Here is a 22,182-nt window from a genome sequence, read left to right on the forward strand (position 1 = left end):
ACTGAACGTATCCAAAAATAGAAGCGAAGGAATCACATGTCTCACGTCCAAGAAGCAGCAAAAACCGTCGAACTGCACCGCCCTGCGGCGCGCATCACCGTGCCGGAAGCGGCCACCTGGCCCGTCGCCGATGTGCTGGCCCTGTTCGACCTGCCTTTCAATGACCTGATGTTCAAAGCCCAGCAAACGCACCGCATCAATTTCCCCGATGGCGACGTGGAACTGGCAACCTTGTTGTCGATCAAGACGGGCGGCTGCGAGGAAGACTGCGGCTACTGCCCGCAGGCGGCCCGCTATGACACGGGCGTGGAAGCGAAAAAAATCCTCGACATCGAGACGGTGCTCGACGCGGCCCGCCAGGCGAAAGCCAACGGCGCCACACGCTTTTGCATGGGCGCCGCCTGGCGCAGCCCGAAAGAGCGCGACATGGAAAAAGTCGAAGAGATGGTGACGAAAGTCAAGGCGCTGGGCCTGGAAACCTGCGCTACTTTGGGCATGCTGGAAGAAGGCCAGGCAGACCGCCTGAAAAACGCGGGCCTCGACTTCTACAACCATAATCTGGACACGGCGCCCGAATTCTACGACAACGTCATCTCCACGCGCGAATACCAGGACCGCCTCGATACCCTGGGCCGCGTGCGCGAAGCAGGCTTGAAAGTGTGCTGCGGCGGCATCGTCGGCATGGGTGAAACGCGTCTGCAGCGCGCCGGCCTGATCGCCCAGTTGGCCAATTTGAATCCGTATCCGGAATCGGTGCCCGTCAACCACCTGGTGCAAGTGGAAGGCACGCCTTTGTATGGCCTGGAAGCGCTCGACCCATTCGAATTTGTGCGCACGATTGCCGTGGCCCGCATCACCATGCCGAAAGCGCGCGTGCGTTTGTCGGCGGGCCGGCGCCAGATGGGCGAAGCCGTGCAAGCCATGTGCTTCCTGGCTGGTGCCAATTCCATCTTCTACGGCGACAAGCTGCTCACCACCGACAACCCGGAAGCGGAAGACGACCGCACCCTGTTGAACAAACTGGGCTTGCAGACGCGCGGCGCCATGCTGGACTCGGTACAGAAAGAGAAGTGCGGCTGCTGATCCAGCCCCCGGGATGCGCCCCGCCAGGGCGCATCCACTCCCAGCGACACCTCAGATAAAAAACTTCCAGCCACGAGCTGCAAAGAGAGAGACCATGTTCACTAAAATCCTGATCGCCAACCGCGGCGAAATCGCTTGCCGTGTCGCCGCTACCGCGCGCCGCATGGGCATCCAGACCGTCGCCGTGTATTCGGAAGCGGACGCCAACGCCAAGCATGTCGCCGTGTGCGACGAAGCCGTCTTGATCGGCCCAGCGCCGGCCAAGGAAAGCTATCTGTGCGGCGACAAGATCATCGCCGTGGCGCTGGCGACAGGTGCGCAGGCGATCCACCCCGGCTATGGCTTCCTGTCCGAGAACGCCGATTTCGCCGACGCCTGCCAGGCTGCAGGCCTGGTCTTCATCGGCCCGCCGGCATCTGCCATGCGCGCCATGGGTTCCAAATCGGCCGCCAAGTCGCTGATGGAAAAAGCCAACGTACCGCTGGTGCCCGGCTACCACGGCGACGAACAGGATGCCGACTTCCTGCACGGCCAAGCCGACAAGATCGGCTACCCCGTCCTGCTGAAGGCCTCGGCCGGCGGCGGCGGCAAGGGCATGCGCGTCATCGAAAACTCAAACGATTTCAAGGCCGCGCTGGCCTCGTGCAAGCGCGAAGCGATCAGCTCTTTCGGCGACGATAAGGTGCTGGCCGAAAAATACCTGTCGCGCCCGCGGCATATCGAAATCCAGGTGTTTGCCGACACCCTCGGCAACTGCATCTATCTGTTCGAGCGCGATTGCTCGGTGCAGCGCCGTCACCAGAAGGTGCTGGAAGAAGCGCCGGCGCCGGGCATGCCGTTTGACCGCCGTGCAGCCATGGGCAAAGCGGCAGTCGCCGCCGCCAAGGCCGTCGGCTATGTGGGCGCCGGCACGGTGGAATTCATCGCCAACCAGGATGGTTCGTTCTACTTCATGGAGATGAACACGCGCTTGCAGGTCGAGCATCCGGTGACGGAAATGATCACCGGCACCGACCTGGTGGAATGGCAGTTGCGCGTCGCCTTTGGCGAGCCGCTGCCGAAAACACAAAGCGAATTGACGATACACGGCCACGCCATCGAAGCGCGCATCTATGCGGAAAACCCGGAGAAGGGCTTCTTGCCGTCGATTGGCACCCTGCGCCACATGCAGTCGCCTTGCGCCGTGACGTTCGAGCTGGGTGGCACGCTGGTTCCGGCCGCCGTGCGCATCGATTCGGGCGTGCGCGAGGGCGACGCCATTTCGCCGTTCTACGACCCGATGATCGCCAAGCTGATCGTCTGGGGCGCGGACCGCCGCGAGGCGCTGGCGCGCATGGCGCAGGCGCTGGCCGAATACCAGATCGTGGGCCTGGCCAGCAATATCGCCTTTTTGAAACGCCTGGTTGAAGGCCAGGCATTTGCCAGCGCGGACCTCGATACGGGTTTAATCGAGCGCAATCAAGAGTCGCTGTTCCCCGCCCTGCAGGCGGCGCCCGACACAGCCCTGGCGCTGGCGTCCGTCGCCCTGCTGCTGGAAGAAAAAGCGGCTGCGGAAACGCAGTCGACGCACCGCGCAGACCCGTGGGGCAATGCACTGGGCTGGCGTTTGAACAGCACCCTGGTACGCAGCCTGGCGTTTGCCGATGAATTCGCGCTGGCCGGCGACAGCAAGGCTTACGTAACACGCATCGCCTACCAGACAGATGGCTGGCTGTTCAACGGCCAGCCCCTGACCTTGACGGCGCGCAAAGGCAACGAGCTGCACATCAAGCTCGGTGAGCGTGCCGTGCACGGCACGGTGCTGCGCGACGGGGAGCAGTTCCACGTGTTCACCAACGGCTTGCACACCACCTTGCATTACAGTGACCCGATGGCGCATGCGGGCGAAGTGGAAGCGGAAGGCGGGCGCCTGACGGCCCCCATGCCGGGCAAGGTCGTCGCCGTGCTGGTGAACAAGGGGCAGGATGTCAAAAAGGGCGAGCCTTTGGTCATCATGGAAGCGATGAAGATGGAGCACACCATCGCCGCGCCGCACGACGGCTTGGTGGAAGACGTGCTGTACGCCATCGGTGACCAGGTGGCCGATGGCGCGCCGCTGCTGGCCTTCAAAGCCGCCGCGTAAGGAACGCTCGTGAAAACATCGATGCGCATCCTGTTACAACGCGCGGACGGCAAGGAAGCGGCGTGGATCGCCGACTTTAACAACTTGCTGCCCGAGGCCGAGATTATCTTCTGGCGCGAAGGCGACACGTTCGCGCCATGCGACTACGCCGTCGTGTGGAAGCCACCCGCCGCCATGCTGCCCGTATTGCGCGAAGTCAAAGCCATCTTCAACACGGGTGCCGGCGTGGACGCGCTCTTGCAATTTGGCGAGGCGCTACCCGCGCACGTGCCGCTGGTGCGCCTGGACGACGCGGGCATGGGCGTGCAGATGGCCGAGTATGTGAGCCATGCCGTGCTGCGCCACTTCCGCCGTTTCGACGACTATGAAGCGCAGGGCCGCGCAGGCATCTGGCAGCCGCTGCCCGCGTTCGACAAGGCGGATTTCCCGGTCGGCGTGCTGGGCATGGGTGTGCTGGGCACGCGCGTGCTGGATGCGCTGGCGCAGTTCGAGTTTCCCCTGCGGGGCTGGAGCCGCAGCCAGAAGCGCGTCGATGGCGTGGAGTGCTACGCCGGCGAGGACGGGCTTGAAGCCTTCCTGCGCGACACGCGCGTGCTGGTGTGCATGCTGCCGCTCACCCCAGAGACGCACAACCTGCTCGACCGCACGCGCCTGTCGATGCTGCTGCCGGGCGCCTATGTCATCAACGTGGCGCGCGGCGCGCATCTCGCCGAACCGGATTTACTGACCCTGATCCGCTCCGGGCATATCGCCGGAGCGACCTTGGACGTGTTCCGTAACGAGCCGCTGCCGCAGCAGCACCCGTTCTGGCAAGAACCGCGCATCACCATCACGCCGCATATTTCGGCCGCCACCCTGCGCCGCGAAAGCGTGGCGCAAATCGCCGCCAAGATGCGCCGCCTGCACGCCGGAGACTCTGTCGCCGGCGTCGTCAACCGTTCGCAAGGATATTGAAATGAACCCTACTACCAGTCTGCCCAAGCAGGTCAAGATCGTCGAGGTGGGGCCACGCGACGGCCTGCAAAACGAGAAGGACATCATCAGCGCCGCCGTCAAGATCGAACTGGTCGACCGTTTGACGCAGGCGGGCTTCGCCAACATCGAGGCGGCGTCGTTCGTCTCGCCGAAATGGGTGCCGCAAATGGCCACCAGCGCGGAAGTGATGGACAAGATCGCGCGCCGTGCCGGCACGATTTATTCGGCGCTGACGCCGAATATGCAGGGTTTCGATGCCGCGCTGGCGGCGAAGGCCGATGAAGTGGTGATTTTCGGCTCCGCCTCTGAAGCGTTCTCGCAAAAGAACATCAACTGCTCGATCGCCGAATCGATCGCCCGCTTCGAGGGCGTGGCCAAGGCGGCCAAGGAACAGGGCCTGCGCCTGCGCGGCAGCATCAGCTGCGCCTTCGGCTGTCCCTACCAGGGCGACGTGCCGCTCGACGCCGTGGCCGACGTGGTGGGCCGCATGCGCGACCTCGGTTGCGACGAGATCGACATCGCCGACACCATCGGCGTGGCCACGCCGCGCAAAACGCAGGCGGTGATGGAGCGCGCCATCGCGGCCTTCCACGTAGACGGCCTGTCCGGTCACTTCCACGACACCTACGGCCAGGCGCTGGCAAATATCTACGCCAGCCTGGAAACGGGGATTGCGATTTATCATTCGTCCGTCTCGGGCCTGGGCGGCTGCCCCTACGCCAAGGGCGCCACTGGCAATGTCGCCACCGAGGACGTGCTGTACATGATGCAGGGACTGGGGATACACACCGGCATCGACCTGGACCTGGTGGTGGACGCGGGACAGTTCATTTCGCAGCAACTGGGGCGCAAGGGATCTAGCCGCGCCGGCAACGCCATCGCGGCGAAACGCGCAGGCTGAATATGCAGGGCAGGGGCGTCTCCGCCCCTGCAGTGTGAATGCAGTGCTCCGCCGTACAGACGAAAAAAAACCCAAGAGCCTCAACTCTTGGGTTTTTTTCTACAAATTTGGTCGGAGTACAAGGATTCGAACCTTGGACCCCCTGGTCCCAAACCAGGTGCGCTACCGGGCTGCGCCACACTCCGAAGACCAAGATAATACAGGCCGTATCGACTTCGGTCAAGGGTCAGGTGAAACTCTGTGTAAATTATTTACGCGCGGCACTGGAACCCCTGTATTTTTCAGCATGCATGAAATATGCGACACTCACTACGCAAGTTTTCCCGATCAGACATGAAGGCGACGACGGCAATGGATTTCAGTATCGAAAGAAACGGCGGAAGCGACGGCGGCCAGCCCATGCCGAACCGCCGCAGCATCGTGCTGGGCATAGCCGTGTCCTTGCTGCTGCATGGCGCCTTGATCTATCTGTGGCGCCATGTGCAGCCGGCCGCACAGATAGACACGGGCCCGCGCGTGGAATCGATCGCCGTCTGGATACGTCCGCTGGCCGCCAAGCCTCCCCCGCCACCGCCGCCCGTCGAAGTCAGCAAGCCGAAACGCGCCACGACGCGGGAAACGCCGGCAGCGGCCACGGCGTCCAACCCGCAAGCCATCACGGTCGTACCGGCATCACCGGCCACGCCGGCGGCCAGTCCCGATACCTTCACGCAAGAAACACCGAAATTCGATATGGAAGCGGCCAGGAAGACGGCGCGCAAGGTGGCTGGTGAGCGCGATCCCTCCAAGGTGGGCACGGCTGTGGGGCAAATCCCCGACAAGCCGCTGCAGACGGAAACCCAGCTGGCGCGCGATATCGCGCAAGGCAAGCGCGGCGATTGCCGCAGCGCCTATTCAGGCGCGGGCTTGCTGGCACCCGTGCTGATGTTGCTCGACAAGAAGGATAGCGGCTGCAAGTGGTGAGTCTAACAACATGCCCAGATTGGGTATCTCATAATCCCCTTATTCCTGCCCTTTCAACTGCAACGCCCGTTCATACAGGGCGTTTTTCTTGCGGCCCGTGATTTGCGCCGTCAGGTTCGCCGCCTGCTTGACGCTGCATTCAGCCAATAAAATGTTCAGGATGCGCTCCGCATCGACGTCCTCCGCGTCCTGCGCTTCGGTGGCGCCTTCCAGCAGCACGACAAATTCTCCCTTTTCTCGGTGCGCGTCGGCGCGTATCCAGCTTTCCGCTTCGGACAGGGGGCAGCGGTGGATTTCCTCGAACATTTTCGTCAGCTCGCGCGCGAACACTACCTGGCGCGTGGGCTCGAATGCTTCCACCAAGGCCGTGGCGCAATCGAGGATGCGGTGCGGCGCCTCGTAGAACACCATGGTGGCCGTCACGCCGCGCAGGCTGTGCAGCATGTTTTCGCGCTGCTTGGCCTTGGCCGGCAAGAAGCCGACAAAGTAAAACTGGTCATTCAATAGCCCGCTGGCGGAAATAGCGGTAATCGCCGCCGAGGGGCCAGGCAAAGGCAGCACGCGCAAGCCGGCCGCGCGCACGGCGTCGACGATGCGCGCGCCCGGGTCGGAGACGGCGGGCGTTCCCGCATCCGAGACGAGGGCGATACGCTCGCCGGCGTGCAGGCGGGCAATCAGCGTTTGCGCCACTTCGCGCTCGTTATGTTGATGCGCCGCAATCAATGGCTTGTTCAGGCCAAAGCGCGTCAGCAGGTGCGCCGTGTTGCGCGTATCTTCACAGGCGACGGCGTCGGCAAGGCTCAGCAAATGCAGCGCGCGCAGGCTGATATCGGTCACATTGCCGATCGGCGTGGCCACTATATACAATGTTGCGATAGGATAGACCTGGTGCGCCGCCTCTGTCATGATGGGCAGGCTGGCGATGGAACTGATTTCTTGTACGGTCATTTTGGAGGTTAAATGCTTGCTAATAGTGTGAAGTTACTGCTTGTTTGTGCCGCGACCGGCATGCTGAGCGCTTGCAGCACGCCTTGCGACGCGCCCGGACAATTGTGCGCGCCTATTGAATCTAACACAAGGGCGCTGCCGCCACCGAAGCCGCTGCCACCGCCCGTGCCGCCCAAGCCGCCCGCGCCCGAACCGGTGACGTTTGCCGTGGCCGTGCCCGATATTACCGCGTATGACAGCAATGGCGCGCCGTTGGCGCCCATCAAGAACAAACCGGCGACCGGCACGCCGCTCGATATGCCAGCGGCCACGGCGCCGGCGCCGTCCGACGGCAAGGTCCACCACATCGGCCTGCTGCTGCCGCTGCGCTCGGTCTCCCTGGGCCCGGCCGCCGAACTGCTGCGCGCAGGCTTCATGGCCGCGTATGAACGCGACCGCAGCGGCTTCGAAGTGACGGTGATCGACACGGGCGATGGCAGCAGCGACGTCCTGAACAAGTTTGCGCAAGCACAGGAAGAACAGGACATCGTCGTCGGGCCTTTATCGCGCTCGGCCGTGACAGCCGTGGCGAATAGCGACCTGGTGCGCAAGCCGACGATCGCCCTGAACCACCCGGACAACCGCGGCGAGGCGCGCCTGCCGGCCAAGCTGCTGGTGATGGGACTGTCCATCGAGGCCGAAGCACGCCAAGTCGCCGCCTGGGCCGCCAGTGAACAGCCTGGCGCCAGCGCGCTGATCCTGTCGGCCGGTTCGCCCTCGCAGCGCCGCACCAGCGCCGCCTTCAAGCAGGAATGGCTGCGCCAGGGCGGCAAGATAGAGACGATGGACTTGACGGCCACGAATGGCTACCTGAGCGATGCCGAGCTGGTGCAACTGCGCGCGCGCCTGGCCGCGACGCCGCCGGGCCTGCTGTTTGCCGCGCTCGACGCCGACCAGGCGCGCCAGCTGCGCGTGGCCATCGGCAGCGATCTGCCCCTGTATGGCACGTCGTCATTGAATCCCGGCGCTGGGCGCGGCGCCAGCGGCCCTGAACTCGACGGCGCGCGCCTGCTGGACTTGCCTTGGCAAGTGCAACGCGACCATCCGCAAGTGATGGTCTATCCACAGCCGCCGCAACCGACCGACAGCCGTTTGACGGCCGACATGCAACGCCTGTACGCGCTGGGCATCGATGCCTTCCGCGTGGCGCGCGAAGTGGCGCTGCGGCCGAACACGCCATTTACCCTTGATGGCGTGACGGGCCGCCTGGCCGTGCGCTTCGAGAACGATCAAAGCGTGTTCGAACGCACGGAGCAAGCCGCCACCTACCAGCAGGGCGTGCTGGGCACCTGGCCGCCGGCCGCGCCCACGCCTGTCGCCTTGCCGCCAGCGCAATAAGAGCACGCCATGCCACCCCTGCCTTTCCAGAATAAGCAGGCGCGGGGACGGCAGGGGGAAGACGATGCGCTCGCGTATCTGTTGCTGCAAGGCTTGGTGCTGCTTGCGCGCAACTACCTGTGCAAGGGCGGCGAGCTGGACCTGATCATGCGCGATGGCCCCGCCATCGTTTTCGTCGAAGTGCGGCTACGCAGCAGTGCAGCCTTCGGCGGCGCCCTGGCCAGTATCACGCCAGCCAAGCAGCGGCGCATGGTGGTGGCGGCGCAAACCTGGCTGCTGGCACAAAAAAGCGTGCCGCCATGCCGCTTCGACGCACTCGCCATCGATGGCGGGCGCATCAGCTGGCTGAAGAACATCCTCGATATGTAAGCATTTTTAACAGTGCTTGTCCGCCATGCCGCGCGCCTGCACTATAATCGGCAGACTATGAATAATCAACGCATCCTCTCGCACTTCCACGAAAGTGCCGAACTCAAGATCCAGGCCGCTACCGTACTGGCGCAACCCATTGCGCAGGCGATCGACCTGATGTTTTATGCATTGTCCAACGGCAACAAGATCCTGGCTTGCGGCAATGGCGGTTCCGCCGCCGACTGCCAGCATTTTGCAGCCGAGCTGGTCGGGCGCTTCGAACGCGAGCGCTTTCCGCTGCCGGCCCTGGCGCTGACAACGGATACCTCGATCCTGACGGCCGTGGCCAACGACTACAGCTACCGCGAGATTTTCTCGAAGCAGGTGCAGGCCTTCGGCCAAGCCGGCGACATCTTGCTGGCCATCTCCACATCGGGCAATTCGGCCAACGTGATGGCCGCCGTGGAAGCGGCGCTCGAGCGCGAAATGCGCGTCGTGGCGCTGACGGGCAAGGACGGCGGCGCCATCGGCAAGATGCTGACGGACGCCGACGTGCATATCTGCGTGCCGGCCGAGCGCACGGCGCGCATCCAGGAAGTCCACCTGACCACCATACATTGCATCTGCGACGGCATCGACGTCGCCCTATTCGGAGGAGACGTGAATGACTAAATTCGGTACTGGCCCAGGCTGGAAACGCGTACAACGCCCGCTGGCCACCGCACTCTTGTGCGGCGCCATGCTCACCTCGCTCACCGGCTGCATCGAACTGATGGTCGGCGGCGCAGTGATGGGCGGCGTTGCCGCGGCAGACCGCCGCACCCTGGGTGCCCAGACCGAAGACAAGTCGATCGCCCTCAAAGGCGAGTCGCGCATCCCCTCCATCGTCGGCGATGCCGGCCATGTGAACGTCACCAGCTTCAACCGCCGCGTCCTGCTGACGGGCGAAGTGCGCGACGAGGCGATGAAAAATGCCGTCGAACGCGAAGTACGCAATATCGAGGGCGTGGAATCGGTGGCCAATGAACTGATCATCGCCGGCCCGGCCAGCTACACCTCGCGTTCGAACGACGCGCTGATCACCACCAAGGTCAAGGCCAGCCTGGTGGACATGAAAACCATCTCGGCCGCCTCGTTCAAGGTCGTCACCGAAAACGCCACCGTCTTCCTGATGGGCAGAGTTACCCAGCGCGAAGGCACGGTGGCGGCCGACGTGGCGCGCGGCGTGGGCGGCGTGCAGAAAGTGGTCAAGCTGTTCGACTACATTTCGGAAACGGAACTGAAGCAATTGCAACCCGATCCGCCGCAGCAGCGCACGACGAGCACGGCCAGCGACACGGTACAGCAGTAAGCGCCTCCGCCATCCGACCTAGGGCACGGCGACGATGCGGCGGCTATAATAGTCACATCGTGGCCGCAGCGCCGCGCTTTTCAAATGAAAACCATGTCAACTTCGCCATCCGCAAGCAAGTCCTGGATCAAGCCAGCCCTCATCGCCATCTTCGTGGCGGGCGTGGCGGCGGCCGGCTATCTGTCGCTGAATGACAAGCAAAGCGCGCCGGACGTGACTTTCCACGGCATCCATGGCGAGAAAATCACCTCGGCCAGCCTGCGCGGCAAGGTGGTGATGGTCAATTTCTGGGCCACCTCGTGCACTACGTGCGTGGCGGAAATGCCGGAGATGATCGACACCTACAACAAGTACAAGGGGCAGGGACTGGAATTCGTGGCCGTGGCCATGAAGTACGATCCGGCCAACTACGTGCTGAACTTCGCCGAAACGCGCCAGCTGCCGTTCAAGGTGGCGCTCGACGTAACGGGCGAGGCGGCCAAGGCCTATGGCGACGTGGCGCTCACCCCCACCACCTTCGTGCTCGACAAGCAGGGCAAGATCCTCAAGCGCTACGTGGGCAAGCCGGCATTCGCCGAACTGCACAAGCTGCTCGAAACGGCCATCGCCGGCTAAGGCACCGCACAAACACCGCACAAAACCTTGTTGCTAAAGGTTGCCAACTTGTTATAACCTTCCCAGGCATAATCCTATTTACCTTGTGAAGGCCAGCCGTGTCCCTAGCCGCTCAATCGCCCGACCCGCAACAACTCAAAACCTGGCTGCTCGCCGCCGGCAACAAGGACGCCACCGCGTTCCGTCAGCTATATAACTCCACCTCATCGAAACTGTTTGGCTTCGCGCTGCGTATATTGCATAAGCAAGAGCTCGCTGAAGAAGCCTTGCAAGAGGGTTTCGTCGCCATCTGGAACAACGCCGCCACTTACCAGAGCCATCTGGCGGCGCCGATGACCTGGATGGCCACCATCGTGCGCAACAAGGCGTTCGATGTGCTGCGGCGCAGCGACGATACCGTGGAAATCGATGCCGAACAGTTTGATAGCGAAGTCATGAATGCACTCCGAGACCCCCAGGCCACGCCGATCGAATCGCTGCAAATGAGTGGTGATGCCAAGGCACTGGCGTTTTGCATGTCGGCCCTGGAAGGGCTGCACCGGCAGGTGGTCGCCCTGGCGTTCTATCACGACCTGTCGCACAGCGAAGTGGCGCAGCAGATGTCGCTGCCCATCGGCACCGTGAAGACCTGGATACGCCGCAGCCTGGAACGGCTGCGCACGTGTCTGGCGAAACGGGAGGCACCATGAATAGCCGCGGTAATGACAGCTTGCGCCAGAAACTGGCGTCCGAATACGTGCTGGGCACCCTGAAAGGGGGAGCACGGCGGCGTTTCGAAGGCTGGCTGCACAACGACGCCGACTTACGTAATATCACGGCCGAATGGCGCCAGCGTTTGGAACCGATGGCAGAATTCGCCCCTCGCGTAGCGCCGCCCAAGCGCGTCTGGCAACGGATCGAGCAGCGCTTGCACCTGGCGCCGCAGGGTGGCTGGTCTTTGTTCCGTGATTCGCTGTCGTTCTGGCGTTCGCTGGGGATGGCTTCGAGCGCCATCGCCGCCTTGCTGGTGATCGTCGTGGCCACGCGCCTGCTGGACGCGCCGCAGATCAGCTATGTGGCTAGCCTGACGGACGAGAAAGCGCAAACAGCCCTGCTGCTGACGGCAGACAGCCGCCACAGCGCGCTCGAAGTGCGCATGGTGGGCAACGCGCCCGTGCCGAGCGATAAGGACCTGGAACTGTGGGCCGTGCCGAAGAGCGGCAATCCGCGCTCGCTGGGCTTGCTGGCCGACAAGGGCAACGTCAAACTGGCCCTGTCCCAGCGCGCCATCGGCAACGACGTGGCCCTGCTGGCCGTCACGCTGGAACCAAAAGGCGGTTCGCCCGATCCGAACGGACCGACGGGGCCGGTTTTATACAAGGGTAACTGGATAAAAATCTAAGCTTGCTTCGGATATAAAATCATCTGCGTGCAACGGAACAGGGCAATCGTCTTGCCCGTTTCCTTGCTTTTTACCACGGCGTCCCACACTTGCGTGTTGCGGCCTTGGTGCTCGACTTTCGCCGTGCAGGTAAGCGTGCCTTCGCGGGCCGTGCCCAGGTGGTTCGATTTCAGCTCGATGGTGGTGAAGTTGCTGGCACCTTCGGGCAGGTTGACGATGCAGCCATAGCCGGAAGCCGTGTCGGCCAGCGTGACCACGCTGCCGGCATGCAGATAGCCATTCGGCGCCAGCAGGTGCGGCAGCACGGGTAGTTCCGCCGTCAGCTGGCCGTCGCCCACGGCCGTGATGACGATGCCCAGGTGGCCGGGCAGGCGGCCCACGCCGCGTTCATTCAACATTGCTACGGTGATGTCGGGATTGCTCATGCTGGTCCTTGTGCGGGTAAGTCCGGACAGTCGATACGCCGGTAAATACTATGATGATAGCAACTTTCCCCGCATCGGTTTGGCAAGCGCTTATTTCCGGCTACGCCGCCGTTTCCACCACACCAGAGTCCCCGTCAGCAGGAACAGCAGCGGCATCAAGCCAAAGACGGTAATGAAGGCGCGCCCGGCCACGCCAAAGGCCTGGCCCGAGTGGAGGGGGAATTGCCAACCCAGGAAAACGTCTCCGGCTGGCGCCCGCAAGGGATCGCGTATGCGCAGGGGCAAGCCGCTGCGCGCATCCAGGGTGATGCGCGTGGCGCCGTCACCGTGGGCGATTTCGTCCGGCTGGCGCACACGGATCTCGTACGGCTGCTCCTTCTTGGCCGGCAGCACGACACGCGAGACGCGTGCCTGCGGATACAGCAACTGCGCGGCGGCCATGGCCTGGCCCGCATCAAGCAGGGCGCCATCCTGCTGCACATTCTTGAGCTTTGCCGTGTCCGGCACCGTCGACACCAGGTCCACCAATGGCACGACCAGCTGCGGCAAATTGAAATAGATGCCGGAAAAGGCGAGGATGGCCAGCACGGGCGCGGCAAAGAAGCCGGCCGCCTTGTGAAACGTGTAATTGAAGCGGGGCCAGGAGCCGCCATGCGACACCGTCAGCGCGCGCCGGATGGCCGTCCACTGCCAGCGCGGCCACCACAGATAGATGCCGCTGAACGCCATCAGCAGCAGCATCACGCCTGAAATGCCGGTCATGGTTTTGCCCACCTCGCCAGACAATAAATAGCGGTGCAAATGAAACATGCCCGACATTAACAGTGGGCGCGTGAGGCCAAAACGCCCCCAGTCGCGCTCGCCTTTGACTTGCAAGGTGTAGGGGTCGACCATCACTTGGCGCACGATGGCCTGGCTGAAAGAGGAAGGCTTGCCAGCTTGGCGATATGACGCCACGTACACGTCGCGCGCATCGGCGGGCGGATTGAGCTGCGAAGGCTTGCCATAAGCGGGGTCGGCAGTGAGCCCATCGACCACCGCTTGCAGCGTGCGCGGCGTGACATGGAACACCTGGCCAGGCGCGGGCGTACTCGCCTGCAACAAAGTGGGATTGAGCCAGGCATCGAGCTCCGGCATCCAGGCAATCGCGGACCCCGTCAAGCCCAGCAGGACGAACAGGGCGCCAAACCACAGGCCCGCATACAGGTGCAGTTTGCTGATCAACCACTTGCTCGGACGTTTGGACATGGGGAGGCGATTCGGGGAATTTTGGGCTGCGGAACGATAGCATGAAAGGCCGCGAGTGAACATCATGATCAGATGACATGCTGTCGTACCCAGGCAGCGAAAATCACGCAACAAGGCTGACAGTGAGACGATTTTCTTGCTACTATGCGCCCATGTCTTCCCGCCAGCCCACCCGCAAGCTTGCTCATCACGGTGCCGCCGCCCTAGCGCGCACGCCGTGGCAGTTGTGCGTGGCCCTGTTCAGTGCGCTGGCCCTCGTGTTCCTGCTGTCGACGGCCGCCTCGCACCTGCACAAGACCAGCCTCGACACGGAAGAGTGCGCGCTGTGCGCCACGGTCATCGACAAGGTGGCAGATATCGCCGTGCCGCCGGCCATCGCCGCGCCGCCCGCCCAGTTACTGCCCTACCGCTTGCTGACCGCCGCGCCAGCCACCTTGGCGCCCGTCGTCGCCCTCATCCTGCCGCCCGTGCGCGGTCCGCCTGCCGCCTCACTGTAGTTCCCACGCTGTTTTATCCTTTTTCGGGCTGCACTGCCGCGTGCCGCATCTTCATGCGTGCCGTGCCGCCTGGCGTTGACTATTTTTGAGGTTTACCATGCAATACACTCCCCGTCTGAGCGCGCTGTCGCTCGCCCTTGCCAGCCTGTTTACCGTTTCCGCCCACGCCGCCGAGCCTGCCGAAGCCAGCCCGGCAGCCAGCAACGCCGACGCTGCGCCGCAAGACATGCAAAAAGTCGAAGTTACGTCCGCCCACTTGAAAAGCGCGCGCATCGAACTGTCGCCGAAAGTCGGCACCACCATCTACAGCATCGACAGCCACATGGTCGACATGCTGGGCCAGGGCGACAACACGCCATTCAACGAAGTGCTGCTACGCCTGCCGGGCGTATCGCAGGATTCGAAGGGCTCGGGCGCCCTGCACGTGCGCGACGACCATGCCAACGTGCAATACCGCATCAACGGCGTGCAGTTGCCGGAAAGCATCAGCGGCTTCGGCCAGTCGATCGACACGCGCCTGATCGACAAGACCGATTTCATGACGGGCGCCTTGCCGGCCCAGTTTGGCCTGCGCACGGCGGGCATTGTCGATATTGAAACGAAGGAGGGCGGCATGACGCCAGGCGGACGCATCGGCATTATGGTCGGCAGCCACGACCATGTGGAACCGAGTGCCGAATTTTTCGGCAGCGTGGGCAAGTTCAATTACTACCTGTCCGGCAGCTACCTGGGCAATTCCCTGGGTGTGGAAAACCCGCAAGCCACGCGCAGCGCCTTGCACGACAAGACACGCCAGAATAAATCGTTCGGCAGCCTGTCGTATTTCCTCGATGACAACACACGCTTGGGCGCCATGTTCGGCACGTATAACGGTCGCTTCCAGATCCCCAACAATCCGAACCAGGCGCCCGCCTTCTCGCTCGATGGCCACAGCGATGCGCAGGCGGGCACGTCTACCTTGCCGTCATCGCAACTGAATGAAAACCAGCGCGAAGTGAACCGCTTCCTCGTGCTATCGCTGCAAAAAAGCCTGGGCGACGTCAATTACCAGTTCTCCGCCTTCCACCAGTACTCGGAACTGCACTTCACGCCCGATGCCATCGGCGACCTGATCTACAACGGCGTGGCTTCGGATGCGCGCCGCGCGAACAGCGCTTCGGGTGCCCAGTTCGATATCAGCTACAAGCTACAGCCGGACCACACCGTGCGCGCGGGCCTGGCCTACACGCGTCAAAAGACGAACAGCGACAATACGGTGGCCGTCTTCCCCGCCATTGACGGGGCGCAAACCTCCACCACGCCGATCAGCATTCTCGACAACAGCGGCAAGACAGGCACCCTGGCCAGCTTTTACCTGCAGGATGAATGGCATATCAGCAAGCCCCTGACCCTGAACTATGGCGCCCGCTTCGACAAAGTCTCGGCCTACACGAGCGAGCAGCAATGGAGCCCGCGCGTCAACCTCGCGTATCAGCTGGCGCCTGGCACGGCCCTGCACGCCGGCTATTCGCGCTATTTCACGCCGCCGCCGCAAGAATTGGCGGCTCAGGGCAGCATCGACCTGTATGCGAACACGACGAATGCGCCGGAAATCGGCCAGTCGGACAACGTCAAGGCCGAGCGCACGCACTACTATGACATCGGCATCAGCCACCAGGTAAGTTCGAAACTGACCGTAACGGCCGATGTGTACTATAAAAAGATCAACAACCTGCTCGACGAAGGCCAGTTCGGCCAGGCGCTGATCTTGACGCCGTTCAACTATGCGGATGGCTACGCCAAGGGACTGGAAATGTCGGCCATCTACAGCGAGAAGGACTGGGGCCTGTTCCTCAACGCCAGCACGCAAAAGGCGCAGGGACGCAACATCAATTCGGGCCAGGCCCTGTTTGGCGCCGATGAGTTGAGCACCATCAGCCAGCACTATGTCTACCTCGATCATGACCAGAAATACACGCTGTCGGGCGGCGGACATTATCACTTCGGCGATTCTCAAGTGAGCGCTGACTTCCTGTACGGCAGCGGCCTGCGCATGACGCCGGACGGCGGCACGCCCAATTCAGGCCATCTGCCGAGTTACTTCACCGTCAACACGGCGCTCACGCACACGTGGAAAAACACGCCCATGGGCAAGGTCGAAGGACGTCTGGCCCTGATCAACCTGTTCGATAAATCGTATCTGCTGCGCGACGGTTCCGGCGTGGGCGTGGGGGCACCGCAATACGGCGCCCGCCGCAGCTTCTACGCCGGCCTGTCGACCAGCTTTTAACCGTTACGCGCGAAGACAGCGGCAGGGAGCAACGCCTGCCGCTGTCGGTTGCCGTACTTGTGCCCAGGCAATGCCCGCCTGGCCATGCGCTTGCAGGTAGGCGTTCGCCAAGCTGAACGGCTTGCTGCCAAAGAAACCTTTGCTCGCCGACAAGGGCGAAGGGTGGGGCGCTGTCAGCACCAGGTGCTTGCCGGAGTCGATCAGGCTGCGCTTGGCTTGCGCATAGCCGCCCCACAAGATAAAGACGAGATGTTGACGCTCGGTGGACAGGTGGCGAATCGCGCTATCCGTCAGCTTTTCCCTGCCCTTGGCCGCGTGCGAACCGGCCGCCCCGGCGCGCACGGTCAGCACGCTGTTGAGCAAAAACACCCCTTGCTCTGCCCAGTCCGACAAATCCGCGCGCGCCACACCCACATCCGTGGATAACTCCTTGAAGATATTCTGCAGGCTCGGTTGCGGCGGATGGCCGTCCGGCACGGAAAGGCACAAGCCCATGGCCGCGCCGGGCGTGTGATACGGGTCGTGCCCCAGGATCACGACGTTGACTTGCCCAACCGGCGTCAGGTCGAACACGCGAAAGATGGCCTTGCCCGGCGGAAAACACGGCCCCGCCGCATACTCTTCGGCAAAAACGTCAAGCCCGTCTTCCCCCACCAACCGCGATGAAGCAAAAAAAAGCCACCGGCATGAGCAGGTGGCTTTGATGTGGCGCAAGGTTACTTAGAAATTCAGCGCCGATTCCACGCCGGCGCTGTGCGCCTGTTCATCCGCGTGGTACGAGCTGCGCACCATGGCGCCCACGGCGGCGTGGGTAAAGCCCATTTTATAGGCTTCTGCTTCAAACATCTTGAAGACGTCCGGGTGCACGTAGCGGCGCACGGGCAAGTGGCTGTTCGATGGCGCCAGGTACTGGCCGATGGTCAGCATGTCGATATCGTGCTCGCGCATGTCGCGCATGACTTGCAGGATTTCCTCGTCCGTCTCGCCCAGGCCCACCATGATGCCGGACTTGGTTTTCACGTCCGGGTACATGGCCTTGAAATCTTTCAGCAGTTTCAGCGAGTGCATGTAGTCGGAGCCGGGACGCGCTTCCTTGTACAGGCGCGGCGCCGTTTCCAGGTTGTGGTTCATGACGTCAGGCAAGCCATCCTTGAACAACAGCAAGGCTTTTTCAAGACGGCCACGGAAATCGGGCACCAGCACTTCGATGCGGGTGTTTGGAGACAGGGCGCGCGTTTGCTGGATGCACTCGACGAAATGACCGGCGCCGCCGTCGCGCAAATCATCGCGGTCGACGGAAGTGATGACGACGTAGTTCAAGCGCAGCTTGGCGATGGTTTTCGACAGATTGGCCGGCTCTTCCTTGTCGAGCGGATCAGGACGGCCATGGCCGACGTCGCAGAACGGGCAACGGCGCGTGCACTTGTCACCCATGATCATGAAGGTGGCCGTACCCTTGCCGAAGCATTCGCCGATGTTCGGGCAGCTGGCTTCCTCGCACACCGTGACGAGCTTGTTTTCGCGCAGGATGTCCTTGATTTCATAGAAACGGGTCGATGCCGAGGCGGCCTTGACGCGGATCCAGTCCGGCTTTTTCAGGCGCTCGACTTGCTCGATCGGAATGATCTTGATCGGGATGCGCGAAGTCTTGCTGGCGCCTTTTTGCTTTTCGCTCGGGTTGTAGGCGGGAGCGGCGGGGGCGGTGCTGGAAATGGTCTCAGAAGTCATGGCTGCAAGCCCTTGAGGGGCATGTTGGTTTGTTTGCTCAGGCATCCGTTGCCTGAGGCGCGCCTGCGGCGCTGTTTACTTCGCTTACATCGAGTAATACGGTCAATGCATGGGCCAGGGCGCGCTGCACCTCGGCTAGCGGCGCCAACACGCCCATGCTGCGCATGTCCACCGTCTTCAGGCCGGAATAGCCGCAGGGGTTAATCCAGGAAAACGGCGCCAGATCCATCGCCACGTTGAGCGATACGCCATGGTAGGTACAGCCGTTGCCGCGCACTTTCAAGCCCAGCGCGGCAATCTTCGCACCCTTGTCTGGCCCGCCTGCAATATAAATGCCGGGCGCGCCATCGATGCGCTCGCCTGCAAGATTATACGCCGCCAGCACGTTGATGATGGCTTGCTCGATTTTATGCACGAACTGGCGCGCATACAGCTTGCCGCCCGGCTTGTTGCGGCGCAAGTCCATCAGCAAGTAAATCACCACCTGGCCGGGGCCGTGGAACGTGACTTCGCCGCCACGGTCCGTCTGCACCACGGGGATCGCATTTTCTGCAATCGCCGCACCGGCCAGCAAATGACCGCGGTCGGCCGCCAGGCCCAGGGTGAACACGGGCGGATGCTCGACGATCCACAGCTCGTCGCGCGTCTGCGTCGTGCGCGCGTCGGTAAAGGCGCGCATGGCGGCAAAGGTCGGCTCGTAATCGACGCGGCCCAGTTCGCGGATCAGCGCCGTTTCGGTTCGGGTGGTGGTCATGACAGATTCTGTAATCAGCTGCCGGCGCCTTGCGGACGCTGCGGCGAAGCCATGATTATAAGCCAGGCGGCCGTTTCATTCCGGGGCGGGCCCTGGCAACAACAGCAGCCTGCCCAATTTTTGAGCAGCATGGCGTATCTGGGCGGCATTCAGGGCTGTGTAGCCCAGCAACACGGCCGGCGCCAGCTTTGCGCTATGGCAAAAATCACCGAGCGGCTGCAGCGCCAGCCCCTCCTGCGCGGCGCGCGCGCAAAACGCCCGCTCGTCGCTGTCTGGCGGCAGCCACAGCACGCAATGGAAGCCCGCCTGCTGGCCGGAAATGGCGTAGCGCCCGGGGGCGATTTGCTCAAGGCAGGCCAGCAGCAGGTCGCGCCGCTCCTTGTAGGCCAGGCGCGCCTGGCGCAGATGGCGCACGAAGGCGCCTTCCTCCATCCAGGCGGCCAGCGCCAGCTGCTCCGTCACGCCCACGGAACGGCCCGTTAACTGCAGGGTGCGCAGCAGTTGCGGGCGCAAGGCGGGCGGCAGCACCATGAAGCCCACGCGCAGGCCGGCAAACAAGGTTTTGTTAAAACTACCACAATAAATCACGCGCTGGCACTGGTCCAGCGCCTTCAGGGCCGCCAGCGGCGCGCTCTGGTAATTGAATTCGCTGTCGTAATCGTCTTCCAGCACCCAGGCGCCGCTGTCGTTCGCCCACTCCAATAACGCCAGGCGGCGCGTGACGGACAGGGTCACGCCCAGCGGCGACTGGTGCGCCGGCGTCACATACGCGAGGCTGGCGTCGGTGTGCGTAGCCAAGGCGGCGCAATCGATACCCTCGGCATCGACGGCAATGTCCACGCACACGGCACCCGCCAGGGTGAACAGGGCGCGCGCGGCCGGGTAGCCCGGCTCTTCCAGGCAAACCTTGTCGCCATCGCGCACGATGCTGCGCGCCAGCAAGTCGATCGCGTGGCGGATGCCGGTCGTGACAACGATGTCTTGCGGGTCGCAGCGGATGCCGCGGTACTTGGCGAGGAAGTCGGCGATCTGCTGGCGCAGCTGAGGCAGGCCGGCCGGATCGGCGCTGCACAACTGCTCCGGCGTGGCGGCCGCCAGCGCCCGCGTGGCGCACTTCGACCAGGCGGCCATGGGAAACAGGCTGGCGTCGGCGCGCCGCGCCACGAAGGGCAAGCCGTCGCGCACGCCCGTGTCCGGGGCGGGCGCGGGCACGCTAGTCGGTGCGGCAGGGGTGGCATCGGCGAAGCCTGCCATCAGGAAGCGTTCCGGCACCACGGCGCACACGCGCGTGCCGGAACCGGGCACGCGCGTCACATACGCTTCCGCGTGCAGACGGTCGAACACGGTTTCGATGGTGCCGCGCGACAGCTCCCACCGTTCCGCCAGAGTGCGGCTGGACGGCAAACGGCTGCCCGCCGGCAGCATCTTCGTCAGGATGGCCGAGCGCAGCGCTTCATACGCGCCATCCTGCTTGTTGACGCCCGCCTTGTCGAGCCAGCTGGTGGGACGAGGCAAGTCCAGGGCGTGCGGTGATTTTCCTCGCGGCATAATATTCGTCCAAGTGGTCCAATGAATTCTCTGATGACTGGCACTTCGCATTACACCACAAACATTCTACTCTCACCGTTCCGGTGCGCCAGCGGGGCGCACGCATGAAAGGACACATGAGAGGATCGTGTAAAACAATGCAGAAACAACTCGCTTTATGGGCCTGGGGCGGCATCGTGCTGCTGCTGGTCTGCCTGTCGCGCATCAGCATCGACATCTATTTACCTTCACTGCCGGCCATGGCCGATGCCCTGCATGCCAGCGATGCCCAGCTGCAACTGACCCTGAGCCTGTTCATGGCCGGCTCGGCCGCGTCGATGCTGGCCTGCGGGCCGCTGGCCGACCGTTACGGACGCCGTCCCGTGCTGCTGGCCGGCACGGGCATTTATGTGCTCGCCAGCATCGTCTGCACCCTGACCTCCGATGTGCACGTGCTGATCGCCGCGCGCGTGCTGCAAGCGTTCGGCGGCTGCAGCGGTACCATCATCGGCCGCGTCATGGTGCGCGACCGCTTCGACCCCGTCACGCAGGCGCGCATGTTGGGACGCATCTCGATGGTGATGGGCCTGTCGCCCATCGTGGCGCCGCTGGCCGGCAGCGTGCTCGACGCCGCCTTCGGCTGGCGCGCCGTGTTTGGCGTGCTGTGCCTGTTGGGCGCGCTGTCGCTGGGGCTGATTGCCGCGTACGTGCCGGAAACCAAGCCAGCCGACGCCGTGCCACAGGGCAATACCCTGGCGCTGTACCGCCGCCTGCTGGGCGACGCGTACTTCCTGCGCTATGCGCTGGCCATCGGCTGTGTGTATTGCACGTATTTCCCGTTCATCGCGGAATCGTCCGTGTTGTTGCAAAGGGGGATGCATCTGTCGCCGCACGCGTATGCGCTGGTGTTCGCGCTGACGGTCAGCGGCTACGTGGCAGGATCGAGCCTGTTTCGCGCCCTGGGGCCGCGCCTGGGCGCCGATTACCTGCTGGGCGTGGCGGTACTGATCAATGTGGTAGGTGCAGGCAGTTTGTTGCTGGCGGGCAGCCTGGCGCCGCAACACGTGGCATCGCTGGTGGCGCCCATGCTGCTGGTGATGGTGTCGGTGGGCATGGCCATCCCCGCCTGCCAGCTGGCAGTGCTGCAGCCGTATGGCGCCCAGGCGGGCAGCGCCTCGGGCCTGTTCTTCTTCGTGCAGATGCTCATCACGGCCGCCTGTGGCGCCGTCATCGCCGCCATCACCGACGGCAGCGAAAAGCCCCTGCTGTGGGTGACGGCGGCGGCCAGCGCTGCCTTTGCCGCCGTCTGGCTGCTCACGAAGAGCCGGGCCAGCGTGGCGGCAGCAAGCCTTACATGACGATCTTGACCATCGGGTGGCCCGACAGCGCCATGTACAGGGCGTCGAGCTGCTCGCGGCTGATGGCGCGCACGGTCACGGTCAGGCCTGTGTAATTACCCTTGGGCGAAGGACGCTCTTCCATGCGGCCCACGTGGAAGGTCGGATCGTGGCTGATGACCAGTTCCAGCATGGTCGGCGCGAAGTCCACATGCGTCGGGCCCATGATCTTAATGGGAAAATCGCTCGGGTATTCGATCAGCGATTCGCTGGGAGGAATCGTGACTTCGGTGGGTGGGGTGGTTTGCATGGGAAATCCTATCAGTGCCG

General features: G+C 63.3%; 23 protein-coding genes and 1 tRNA gene. 15 read left to right on the forward strand and 9 right to left on the reverse strand.

All coding sequences use genetic code 11. From position 1 onward, the window contains the following. The first annotated feature begins 36 nt into the window (after positions 1-36). The 4 genes from bioB (at position 37) to ACQ4W7_RS05045 (ending at position 5,081) form a co-directional block, all read left to right on the forward strand. Complete coding sequence (gene bioB, locus ACQ4W7_RS05030; protein WP_426074689.1) at positions 37-1,083, forward strand: biotin synthase BioB; 1,047 nt, start codon at positions 37-39, stop codon at positions 1,081-1,083. Between the two features lie 94 nt (positions 1,084-1,177). Beyond that, a complete protein-coding gene (locus ACQ4W7_RS05035) occupies positions 1,178-3,205 on the forward strand; it encodes an acetyl/propionyl/methylcrotonyl-CoA carboxylase subunit alpha (RefSeq protein ID WP_426074690.1) in 2,028 nt (675 codons plus the stop codon). A 21-nt stretch (positions 3,206-3,226) separates the two neighbouring features. Beyond that, the gene (locus ACQ4W7_RS05040; protein WP_436529378.1) at positions 3,227-4,159 is read left to right on the forward strand and encodes a 2-hydroxyacid dehydrogenase; all 933 of its coding nucleotides are present in this window, start codon (positions 3,227-3,229) and stop codon (positions 4,157-4,159) included. A 1-nt stretch (position 4,160) separates the two neighbouring features. Next, positions 4,161-5,081, forward strand: a complete 921-nt coding sequence (locus tag ACQ4W7_RS05045; protein WP_436528925.1) for a hydroxymethylglutaryl-CoA lyase — start codon at positions 4,161-4,163, stop codon at positions 5,079-5,081. A 108-nt stretch (positions 5,082-5,189) separates the two neighbouring features. Here the strand turns inward: ACQ4W7_RS05045 and ACQ4W7_RS05050 are convergent. Further along, positions 5,190-5,266, reverse strand: a tRNA-Pro gene (locus ACQ4W7_RS05050). A gap of 166 nt (positions 5,267-5,432) precedes the next feature. Here ACQ4W7_RS05050 and ACQ4W7_RS05055 point away from each other — a divergent pair. Further along, a complete protein-coding gene (locus ACQ4W7_RS05055) occupies positions 5,433-6,044 on the forward strand; it encodes a hypothetical protein (RefSeq protein ID WP_436528927.1) in 612 nt (203 codons plus the stop codon). A 39-nt stretch (positions 6,045-6,083) separates the two neighbouring features. On the opposite strand, the gene rsmI is transcribed toward ACQ4W7_RS05055, so the two are convergent. Next, complete coding sequence (rsmI, locus tag ACQ4W7_RS05060) at positions 6,084-6,992, reverse strand: 16S rRNA (cytidine(1402)-2'-O)-methyltransferase (protein WP_436528929.1); 909 nt, start codon at positions 6,990-6,992, stop codon at positions 6,084-6,086. Between the two features lie 165 nt (positions 6,993-7,157). Between rsmI and ACQ4W7_RS05065 the strand changes: the two genes are divergently transcribed. From ACQ4W7_RS05065 to ACQ4W7_RS05095, 7 genes are all read left to right on the forward strand, one after another. Then, complete coding sequence (locus ACQ4W7_RS05065) at positions 7,158-8,369, forward strand: penicillin-binding protein activator (RefSeq protein ID WP_436528931.1); 1,212 nt, start codon at positions 7,158-7,160, stop codon at positions 8,367-8,369. A 9-nt stretch (positions 8,370-8,378) separates the two neighbouring features. Further along, positions 8,379-8,738 carry a YraN family protein gene (locus tag ACQ4W7_RS05070; protein WP_436528933.1) on the forward strand — a complete coding sequence of 120 codons (360 nt, stop codon included), beginning with the start codon at positions 8,379-8,381 and terminating at the stop codon, positions 8,736-8,738. A 57-nt stretch (positions 8,739-8,795) separates the two neighbouring features. Beyond that, positions 8,796-9,392 (forward strand): phosphoheptose isomerase, encoded by a 597-nt coding sequence (locus ACQ4W7_RS05075; protein ID WP_034752465.1) that lies wholly within the window; start codon positions 8,796-8,798, stop codon positions 9,390-9,392. Continuing rightward, positions 9,385-10,071: a BON domain-containing protein gene (locus ACQ4W7_RS05080; protein WP_426074695.1), complete on the forward strand. Its 687-nt coding sequence runs from the start codon at positions 9,385-9,387 to the stop codon at positions 10,069-10,071. The genes ACQ4W7_RS05075 and ACQ4W7_RS05080 overlap by 8 nt, the downstream gene beginning before the upstream one ends. Before the next feature lie 93 nt (positions 10,072-10,164). Next, positions 10,165-10,686 (forward strand): TlpA disulfide reductase family protein, encoded by a 522-nt coding sequence (locus tag ACQ4W7_RS05085; RefSeq protein ID WP_436528935.1) that lies wholly within the window; start codon positions 10,165-10,167, stop codon positions 10,684-10,686. 98 nt (positions 10,687-10,784) lie between these two features. After that, positions 10,785-11,375 (forward strand): sigma-70 family RNA polymerase sigma factor, encoded by a 591-nt coding sequence (locus ACQ4W7_RS05090; protein ID WP_426074697.1) that lies wholly within the window; start codon positions 10,785-10,787, stop codon positions 11,373-11,375. Next, the gene (locus tag ACQ4W7_RS05095; protein ID WP_426074698.1) at positions 11,372-12,067 is read left to right on the forward strand and encodes an anti-sigma factor; all 696 of its coding nucleotides are present in this window, start codon (positions 11,372-11,374) and stop codon (positions 12,065-12,067) included. The genes ACQ4W7_RS05090 and ACQ4W7_RS05095 overlap by 4 nt, the downstream gene beginning before the upstream one ends. Here the strand turns inward: ACQ4W7_RS05095 and ACQ4W7_RS05100 are convergent. Continuing rightward, positions 12,064-12,492 carry a PaaI family thioesterase gene (locus tag ACQ4W7_RS05100; protein WP_436528938.1) on the reverse strand — a complete coding sequence of 143 codons (429 nt, stop codon included), beginning with the start codon at positions 12,490-12,492 and terminating at the stop codon, positions 12,064-12,066. The two genes, ACQ4W7_RS05095 and ACQ4W7_RS05100, sit on opposite strands and share 4 nt — an antisense overlap. Positions 12,493-12,582: 90 nt before the next feature. Then, entirely contained in the window at positions 12,583-13,740 is a 1,158-nt protein-coding gene (locus tag ACQ4W7_RS05105; RefSeq protein ID WP_436528940.1) for a PepSY-associated TM helix domain-containing protein, read from the reverse strand. Between the two features lie 152 nt (positions 13,741-13,892). On the opposite strand from ACQ4W7_RS05105, the gene ACQ4W7_RS05110 reads away from it, so the two are divergent. Together ACQ4W7_RS05110 and ACQ4W7_RS05115 are read left to right on the forward strand one after the other, a co-directional pair. Next, positions 13,893-14,237, forward strand: a complete 345-nt coding sequence (locus tag ACQ4W7_RS05110; RefSeq protein WP_436528942.1) for a hypothetical protein — start codon at positions 13,893-13,895, stop codon at positions 14,235-14,237. A gap of 97 nt (positions 14,238-14,334) precedes the next feature. Next, entirely contained in the window at positions 14,335-16,506 is a 2,172-nt protein-coding gene (locus ACQ4W7_RS05115; RefSeq protein WP_436528944.1) for a TonB-dependent receptor, read from the forward strand. A 3-nt stretch (positions 16,507-16,509) separates the two neighbouring features. Here ACQ4W7_RS05115 and ung read toward each other — a convergent pair whose 3' ends face one another. The 4 genes from ung to pdxR form a co-directional block, all read right to left on the reverse strand. Then, positions 16,510-17,160: a uracil-DNA glycosylase gene (gene ung / locus ACQ4W7_RS05120; protein ID WP_436528946.1), complete on the reverse strand. Its 651-nt coding sequence runs from the start codon at positions 17,158-17,160 to the stop codon at positions 16,510-16,512. Positions 17,161-17,226: 66 nt separating this feature from the next. Further along, positions 17,227-18,234, reverse strand: coding sequence for a lipoyl synthase (lipA, locus tag ACQ4W7_RS05125; RefSeq protein ID WP_426074704.1), 1,008 nt, complete (start codon positions 18,232-18,234; stop codon positions 17,227-17,229). 37 nt (positions 18,235-18,271) lie between these two features. Beyond that, positions 18,272-18,988 carry a lipoyl(octanoyl) transferase LipB gene (lipB, locus tag ACQ4W7_RS05130; protein ID WP_426074705.1) on the reverse strand — a complete coding sequence of 239 codons (717 nt, stop codon included), beginning with the start codon at positions 18,986-18,988 and terminating at the stop codon, positions 18,272-18,274. Positions 18,989-19,063: 75 nt separating this feature from the next. Then, the gene (pdxR, locus tag ACQ4W7_RS05135; protein WP_436528948.1) at positions 19,064-20,536 is read right to left on the reverse strand and encodes a MocR-like pyridoxine biosynthesis transcription factor PdxR; all 1,473 of its coding nucleotides are present in this window, start codon (positions 20,534-20,536) and stop codon (positions 19,064-19,066) included. A gap of 137 nt (positions 20,537-20,673) precedes the next feature. On the opposite strand from pdxR, the gene ACQ4W7_RS05140 reads away from it, so the two are divergent. After that, the gene (locus ACQ4W7_RS05140) at positions 20,674-21,873 is read left to right on the forward strand and encodes a multidrug effflux MFS transporter (protein ID WP_426074707.1); all 1,200 of its coding nucleotides are present in this window, start codon (positions 20,674-20,676) and stop codon (positions 21,871-21,873) included. Here the strand turns inward: ACQ4W7_RS05140 and ACQ4W7_RS05145 are convergent. Next, complete coding sequence (locus ACQ4W7_RS05145; protein WP_102122449.1) at positions 21,866-22,162, reverse strand: DUF493 family protein; 297 nt, start codon at positions 22,160-22,162, stop codon at positions 21,866-21,868. The genes ACQ4W7_RS05140 and ACQ4W7_RS05145 overlap by 8 nt on opposite strands. Positions 22,163-22,182: the final 20 nt, after the last annotated feature.

The sequence above is a fragment of the Janthinobacterium algoris genome (assembly GCF_051380935.1).
GTDB lineage: Bacteria > Pseudomonadota > Gammaproteobacteria > Burkholderiales > Burkholderiaceae_D > Janthinobacterium.